The sequence below is a fragment of the Saccharomonospora halophila 8 genome, assembly GCF_000383775.1.
Taxonomy (GTDB): Bacteria; Actinomycetota; Actinomycetes; order Mycobacteriales; family Pseudonocardiaceae; genus Saccharomonospora; species Saccharomonospora halophila.
On the sequence record NZ_KB912586.1, the window covers coordinates 175,763 to 182,630 of the forward strand.

General features: G+C 69.6%; 8 protein-coding genes and 2 pseudogenes. 5 read left to right on the forward strand and 5 right to left on the reverse strand.

What is annotated here, in order from left to right; all coding sequences use genetic code 11:
- On the forward strand, positions 1-638 hold a 638-nt coding region (locus tag SACHA_RS23225; RefSeq protein ID WP_232211927.1), incomplete at its 5' end, for a diacylglycerol/lipid kinase family protein.
- Between the two features lie 43 nt (positions 639-681).
- Here the strand turns inward: SACHA_RS23225 and SACHA_RS0119270 are convergent.
- Entirely contained in the window at positions 682-987 is a 306-nt protein-coding gene (locus SACHA_RS0119270; RefSeq protein WP_019812395.1) for a HigA family addiction module antitoxin, read from the reverse strand.
- Positions 988-1,028: 41 nt separating this feature from the next.
- Positions 1,029-1,587 (reverse strand): annotated as a pseudogene (locus SACHA_RS23230) (YceI family protein).
- 231 nt (positions 1,588-1,818) lie between these two features.
- Between SACHA_RS23230 and SACHA_RS0119285 the strand changes: the two are divergent.
- The 4 genes from SACHA_RS0119285 (at position 1,819) to SACHA_RS0119300 (ending at position 4,841) form a co-directional block, all read left to right on the forward strand.
- Positions 1,819-2,448, forward strand: coding sequence for a LysE family translocator (locus SACHA_RS0119285; protein ID WP_019812401.1), 630 nt, complete (start codon positions 1,819-1,821; stop codon positions 2,446-2,448).
- Between the two features lie 382 nt (positions 2,449-2,830).
- Positions 2,831-3,049: a type II toxin-antitoxin system VapB family antitoxin gene (vapB, locus tag SACHA_RS0119290; protein ID WP_019812403.1), complete on the forward strand. Its 219-nt coding sequence runs from the start codon at positions 2,831-2,833 to the stop codon at positions 3,047-3,049.
- Positions 3,046-3,462, forward strand: coding sequence for a PIN domain nuclease (locus SACHA_RS0119295; RefSeq protein WP_019812406.1), 417 nt, complete (start codon positions 3,046-3,048; stop codon positions 3,460-3,462). Before vapB ends, SACHA_RS0119295 begins: the two co-directional genes overlap by 4 nt.
- Positions 3,463-3,896: 434 nt before the next feature.
- Positions 3,897-4,841: an NAD-dependent epimerase/dehydratase family protein gene (locus SACHA_RS0119300; RefSeq protein ID WP_019812408.1), complete on the forward strand. Its 945-nt coding sequence runs from the start codon at positions 3,897-3,899 to the stop codon at positions 4,839-4,841.
- A gap of 24 nt (positions 4,842-4,865) precedes the next feature.
- Here the strand turns inward: SACHA_RS0119300 and SACHA_RS0119305 are convergent, their stop codons facing one another.
- The 3 genes and pseudogenes from SACHA_RS0119305 to SACHA_RS23235 form a co-directional block, all read right to left on the reverse strand.
- Positions 4,866-5,285, reverse strand: a complete 420-nt coding sequence (locus tag SACHA_RS0119305) for a type II toxin-antitoxin system VapC family toxin (protein WP_019812410.1) — start codon at positions 5,283-5,285, stop codon at positions 4,866-4,868.
- Between the two features lie 311 nt (positions 5,286-5,596).
- Positions 5,597-6,496, reverse strand: a complete 900-nt coding sequence (locus SACHA_RS0119310; protein WP_019812412.1) for a serine hydrolase — start codon at positions 6,494-6,496, stop codon at positions 5,597-5,599.
- Positions 6,493-6,868, reverse strand: a pseudogene (locus SACHA_RS23235) (LysR family transcriptional regulator); the annotation flags it as partial. The gene SACHA_RS0119310 and the pseudogene SACHA_RS23235, both read right to left, overlap by 4 nt.

A 6,868-nucleotide genomic window follows, 5' to 3' on the forward strand; every position in this document is an offset into this window, starting at 1 on the left:
GGACCGGGGCGGGCATGGCGATCGTCCCGGCCGGACGCGGCAACGACCTCGCCCGCGGACTGGACCTGCCCACCGGCGCCGAGGACCTCGCCGCCATGCTCGCCCGCGGCGCCACCCGCATCGTCGACGTCCTCGACGCGGCGGGCCACATCGTCCTCGGCAACGTCTACGTCGGCGTCGACTCCGTGGCCACCGAGGCGATCAACCGCAACCGGTGGTTGCCCGGGCACCTCGTCTACCGGCTCGCCCCGCTCGGCGTGATCCTGCGGTGGTCGGCACCGGAGTTCACCCTGACCACCGGCACGGGCACGACGACGGCGCGGCGGCACCAGGTGGTCGTGGCCAACTCCGGCCGGTACGGCCACGGGCTGCACATCGTGCCCTCCGCGCGGCTGGACAGCGGCACCATGGAGGTGCTCACCGTCGCCGACGCGCCCCGGCACCGGATCGTGCGCTTCCTGGGCGAGGCGAAGACCGGGGCGCACGTCCACTCGGACGCGGTCCGGGTCCGCACGGTCACCGGGATCACCCTCGACGCCGACCGCGCCGTCCCGGTGCACGCCGACGGCGACTACCTGTGCGAACTCCCGGTCACCGTCCACGTCCGGCCCGCCGCACTCGAATTCGTCGTCCCGTAGCGTCGGGGCGGCACGCCCCGGCCGCGGGGGCCTGGGTACCTTGTCAGCTCGCGGCCGCGAAGGGATCGATGGAGTCGAGGGCGGCGCCGATCCGGTTCTTGGTGACCTCACGGTCGTAATCCTCCTGAAGCCCGGTCCAGAAGGCCTCGGACATACCGAGGAAACGGGACAGTCGGAGACCGGTGTCGGCCGTGATACGGCGCTGACCGTGCGTGATCGCGCTGATGCGGGTCTGCGGGACGCCGATGGCCTTGGCGAGCTGGTAGTCGGTGATACCTCTCGGTTCGAGGAACTCCTCGCGCAGGATGACGCCCGGGTGGGTCGGCGCCATCACCTTGTCCTCACTCATAAGGCGATACTCCAGCCAGTGGGCTCAGCTCCTCGCCCGCGTCAGCTCTGCTTGATGGCGGAGACCTCGAACTCGAGCACGACCTTGTCGCCGACGAGCACACCGCCGGTCTCCAGCGGGGCGTTCCACCGTACCCCGAAGTCCTGGCGGTTGATCGTGGTCGAGCCCTCGAAGCCGAGCCGGCTGTTGCCGAACGGGTCGACGGCCTGTCCCTCGAAGGTGAACGGGATGGTCACCCGCCGGGTCGCCCCCCCGGACGGTGAGGTCGCCGGTGACGTCGAAGGTGTCCTCGCCCGACCGGGCGATGTCGGTGGACCGGAACGTGATCTCCGGGTAGTCCTCCATGGCCAGAAAATCGTTGCTGCGCAGGTGGCCGTCCCGGTCGGCGTTGCGGGTGTCGATGCTCGCGGCCCGGATGGTGAGTTCGGCGGACGAGTTGGCGGGGTTCTCGCCGTCCACGTGGACGGTGCCCTCGAACTCGTTGAACGAGCCCCGCACCTTGGTGATCATCGCGTGCCGGGCGACGAACCCGATGCGGGTGTGCTCGGGGTCGATCGCGTAGTCGCCGGTCACCTGCGCCTGGTCGGACGGGCCGGTCATGCGGCACCTCCGGACTGTGGATCTCCTGACGGGAGCCTGTGCGGCGGCCTCCCCGACACCAGGATGCCGGAGCCCGGTCCGATCCGCCGAGGGCCACGATCGACGGACAGGTGCCTCCGGGACGGTCCCCGGGGCCGGTTTCCCGGATCGTCCCGGCCGATTCCCGCCAGCGCCGGACGAGCACGGGTCGGATGATCACCGCATGATCCACCCGATCGTCGGTCGACCCGCATGAGCGCGGACACGGTCGTCGCACTGCTGGTGTTCCTGTTCCCCCTCGCCTACAGCCCTGGTCCGGGGAACACGTTCTTCGCCGCGATCGGCGCCGCCAGGGGTCCGCGGGCCGCGATCCCGGCGCTCGTGGGCTACCACGTCGCCACGTTCCTGGTGACGCTGCTGATCGGACTGGGCCTGGGAGCGACGTTCCTCGAACACCCCGTTCTCACGACGGTGCTCAGTGCCGCCGGCAGCGTCTACGTCCTCTGGCTGGCATTCGGTTTCCTGAAAAGCGTCCGGGACACCGCGGATCGGGACACCCCTTCGACGCCGGACAGGAGGCCCGGCATCGGGTTCCGGGCCGGGGCGGTGGTGCTGCTGCTGAATCCGAAAGCGTACTCGATCATCGCCGTGCTGTTCGGCCAGGCGCTGCGTCCCCCTGAGAACGGCGACGCTCTGTTGATCCTGCTGGTCACCCTGGTGTTCACGGCGAACAATCTCGTCGCCTTCCTCGTCTGGACGTTCGGCGGCCGCACGCTCACCACGCTGTTCCGGAGCCCGCAGTCGCGGCGGTGGATCGACCGTCTGTTCGCCGGGACGCTGGTCGGCGTCGCGATCTGGATGGCGCTCCCACTGCTCGACTGACATCGACACCGCACATCAGCACCATGCACAGTATCCACATGTGTCATGGCCTGGGAGCCCGTTGAATGTGGCAAGCGGTGTACGGCGTGCCGACACGGTCCGGCCACGGATCCCGCTCCACGCCGCCAGTCACCCGACCAGCGTTCCGCGACGGTGCGACGCGGCACCGTCGCGCGCCCGAGCAGCATGTGATGTGGTCGGCATCGAGGCCGCCTGAGGCTTTTCGCGGTCGTCGTACTTCGTGGCAAGGGCTCGTCGGTACTGGCCCACCCAGGCGATTAACGTGGGACAGCCCCTCGGCATCACACACCGCGATCGGAGAGCCACCGAAGGCGCGACCGGCGCAGAGCTGACGAGAACGTGATATCCTCTGCTATCGGAGGTGACTCCCTTGACTGACGTACTTATTCGCAACGTTCCTGATGACGAGTTGCAATACATTGACGAGCGCGCTGCCGCTCTCGGTCTCTCTCGCGGGGAGTATCTGCGTCGGCAGATCGCCAAGGACGCGGTTCGCGGATCAGGTGTGGTGACGCCCGATCAGTTCGCCAAGTTCACCGACCTGGCGGATGAAGACCTGATGCGTGGAGCCTGGTCGTGATCGAGACGGCATGGCTGATCGACAAGTCAGCACTCGCGCGACTTGGCGCGAGCCCGGATGCGGATTTGTGGTCCCAGCGGATCGAACGCGGACTGGTACAGGTCGCGACCCCGACGATCCTCGAAATCGGGTACTCGGCACAGGGCGTTACCGACTGGAATGATCGTATCGAGATGCCGCCTGTCGCGCTCATGCCTCTCGCAAGCATCACACCCGCCGCCGAGCGCCGCGCTGTTGAAGTTCAAAAGCGGCTGGCACACGCGGGGCACCATCGGGCTCCCTCTGTGCCGGACATCCTCATAGCCGCGATCGCCGAACTGGATCGCCTTGCCGTTCTCCATGTCGACAAGGATTTCGAAGTCATCGCTGACGTGACTGGGCAGGAAACGCACCGCCTCCGAACGTCCGACTGACGCCCCCGGAAGACCACACCGCGACCTCGCCGAACCGCTCCGCAACGGCTTCTCGTTGCTCGGCCCAGCGAAGCTGGGGTCAGAATACACGGTGCGCGACCGGGTCTCGGACCACCTGCTGATCCCGCACGTCGTCGCCGGGTCCGGAGGGGTGGCGCTGCACCGGCTGCGGGCGGCCACCGCCCTGCGGGACTCTCCCTCGGCCTGCGCCTCGCGGAGTTCCCGTTCCCCGTCCGCCCCATCGGCATCGACATGATCTGGAACCCGTGGTCGGTGGACGAGAGCTTCCGGAGCCGACTGCGGGGAATACTCGTCGAGACCGCCGAGTCCCTGGACCTACGGTCACCGGGAGACGGCGTAGCCGACCGTGTCACAGACCGCCGGTCCGGCCCGTCTCCGTAACAGGACGCAGTATCGGATCGGGAGGTGGAGTGATGCGCGTGTTCGTGGCGGGTGGCAGCGGTGTCCTCGGGCGTCGGCTGGTGCCGCGGCTGGTGGCCCGGGGCCACCAGGTGACGGCGACGACGACGAGCGCCGACCGGCTGGGGATGCTGGAGGACCTGGGCGCCGAGGGCGTCGTGATGGACGGCCTGGACGCGGCCGCGGTCGAGGCGGCGGTCACCGCCGCCCGGCCGGACACGGTGGTGAACCAGATGACGGCGCTGTCGCCGGCGCACGCCGGGAAACCCGACTTCCGCAGGCCCGACCGGTTCTTCGCGACGACCAACCGGCTGCGCAGTGAGGGGATCGATCACCTGCTGGCCGCGGCCGCGACGGCCGGTGTGTCACATGTCCTCGCGCAGAGTCACGGAAGCATGAACGGGCTCCGCCGGGGTGGCTGGGTGAAGACCGAGGACGACCCGTTGGAGGTGCTGGAGGGCACCACGGCGGTCAACCACCTGGAGGATGCGGTGACCGCGGCGGGCGGCGGCGTCCTGCGCTACGGCAGCTTCTACGGCCCGGGCGCCACCGACGACCAGGTGCGGCTGGTACGCAAACGCCTGTTCCCGCTCGTCGGGGACGGCACCGGACACTTCTCCTGGGTACACCTCGACGACGCGGCCGAGGCCACCGTCCTCGCCGTCGAACAGCGGGCGACCGGCGTGTTCAACATCGTCGACGACGACCCCGCACCGGTCCGCGCATGGTTGCCGCACCTCGCCCAATGCGCCGGGGCGAAACCGCCGCGGGGCATTCCCGCGTGGCTGGCCCGGCTGGTGGCCGGCGAGATGCTGGTGGGGATGATGACCGAGGGGCGGGCCTTCTCCAACGACAAGGCGAAACGCGAGCTCGGCTGGCAACCGGGTCACCCGTCGTGGCGGCAGGGCTTCGCCGACGAACTCAGTCCCACCGGCAGCACACCCACAGGCCCGGCGTAGTGGAGAGGACACCGGACGAAGCAATCACGGCAACAGGGTGAAGGCTCGGACGTGGCGCGGCCGTACGACCGTGAAGTGCCGCCGATCGATGGTAGCGATCTCATCGACGCCCAGCCTCTCGGCAAGTGCGATCACGGCGGCGTCGGTCGCGCCGAGCGGAAGATCGGCGTACTCGTCGACGAGGTCGGCCATTCGGCCGAAATCGCTTCCTGTCAGCTCAACTGACTTGAAGGCGCCATCAGCGAGCGAGCGCAGAAAGGAGGACTCGACCTCCGCAGACGCCTCCCTGGCCAACAGATAACCAACCTCGGCGATCACCAGAGGCGGCAGAACGAGATCTCGTCCCGCGAGATGCATACCGGTAAACAACTCGACGGATTCGTGGTGATGAATGTCCGCGTGGAGCGCAGCGGCCACCAGGGGGCCTGTATCACAGATCAGCACCCCTACTGGCCAAACCCGTCCGCCAGCAGTTGGTCAACCCGTTCGGACGTGTCGCGGCGACGTCCCGTGGCCGCGCCGAACCACGCCGGTGGCCAGGGCGTTTCCCGCACCGGATGCAAGTGCCTCCGGACATCCTCCAGTACGTGCGGCACTTCCTCATCGGGCAATTGCCGCACGAGACGCTCAAGCTCCTGCCTCTCCGATGTCACGTTTCGAGTGTACAGGGCCGATGGCGACAAGTGGCTCATGTCACCGAGCGGCGACGTCGACGGTGCCGGACGTCGAGTCGTTCGCCCTGCGTCCGTGCCCGGTCACCAGCGGAGGTGGTCGTGCAGGAAGCGGGCGACGCGGGCCATGAGGCCCTCCGCCTCGGGCTGGCGCACCGCCGGGATGCGGGACTCGGTGAGGGCGACGACGGCGAAGGCACGGCCGTCGGCGTGCTCGACCACCCCGGCCTCGTGACGGAGGTTGAGCACGGTCCCGGTCTTGGACGACCAGCTCGCCGAATCCGACGTGAAGTCGGGCGCGAGCCGGTGCCGGATCAGGTTGGCCGCCATCAGCTCCCGCACCCGCCGGGCGACCTCGTCGGGGATCGCCGACGGCGTCCACAGTGCCTGGAGCAGGTCCGCGAACGCGCGCGCCGAGCCCGAGTTCGCCCGTGTCACGTCGAGTTGCGGGATGTGGTGTCCGCGCCCGGCGGTGGCGGCGCCGATCGCGAGCGAGTGCGCCAGGTGCGCACGGTCCGGTTCGAACCGCTCCTCCGGGGTCCGCGTCAGGTCGTCGACGAGATGCCGGGCGGTGATCCCCCGCAGTCCCCAGTGGCGCAGCGCCCGCGTCACCTCGACGGGCGGGGTGAGTGTGAAGAGGGTGTCGGCGGCGAGGTTGTCGCTGATCGCCAGCGCCAGGGAGAGCAGATCGTCGAGCGCGACCCACGCCGGGTGCCGGAACCGGGTAGTTCCCGTTCCTCCGGGCGCGGCGTCCCGACCGGGCCGCACCTCCAGCACGTCGGACCCGGAGAGCTCCCCGCGCCGGATGCGGTCCAGGGTCACCGCGGCCAACGGCACCTTGATCAGCGAGGCGAGCGGGAACACCAGGTCCGGTTCGAGACCGACCTCCCGACCGGAGTGCAGGTCGCGGACCAGGAACGACCCACGCAGTCCGCCCTCGTCGAGCTCGGCGGCCAGGTCGGCCACCAGTCGTGCCGTGTTCACGCCCGCTCCACCCCCACACACTTCGCGATCGGGTCCGACAGCGCGGCGCGGAGCCGCTCCGCCTCGTCGCCGACGTCCGCGCTGATCTCGTATCCGCGGGCCGGGGTCGTCCCCGCCAGCTCCCGCCAGTGCAGCCCGAACTCCGCGGCCTGCGCCCGCGAGCACACCAGCAGGTCGGCCGAGCCGTAGCAGGTCGCCACCGCGGACACCAGCGACTCCGCCACGCTCACCTGCGCCGGTCGCAGCCCGACCCGGTCACGCAGGTGCAGCAGCGGATCCCGCACGTGCGGGACGTCGTCCTCCGGCTGCACCCACACCCGCCGTCGCGGGGCCTTCGCGGAGCGCCCGATCCGCAACGCCTCCAGTGGCACC

Bases quoted from the DNA above. Each gene is read 5' to 3' on its own strand.
- SACHA_RS0119270 (WP_019812395.1), bottom strand. From the start codon at position 987: ATGAGTGAGGACAAGGTGATGGCGCCGACCCACCCGGGCGTCATCCTG.
- SACHA_RS0119285 (WP_019812401.1), top strand. From the start codon at position 1,819: ATGAGCGCGGACACGGTCGTCGCACTGCTGGTGTTCCTGTTCCCCCTC.
- SACHA_RS0119300 (WP_019812408.1), top strand. From the start codon at position 3,897: ATGCGCGTGTTCGTGGCGGGTGGCAGCGGTGTCCTCGGGCGTCGGCTG.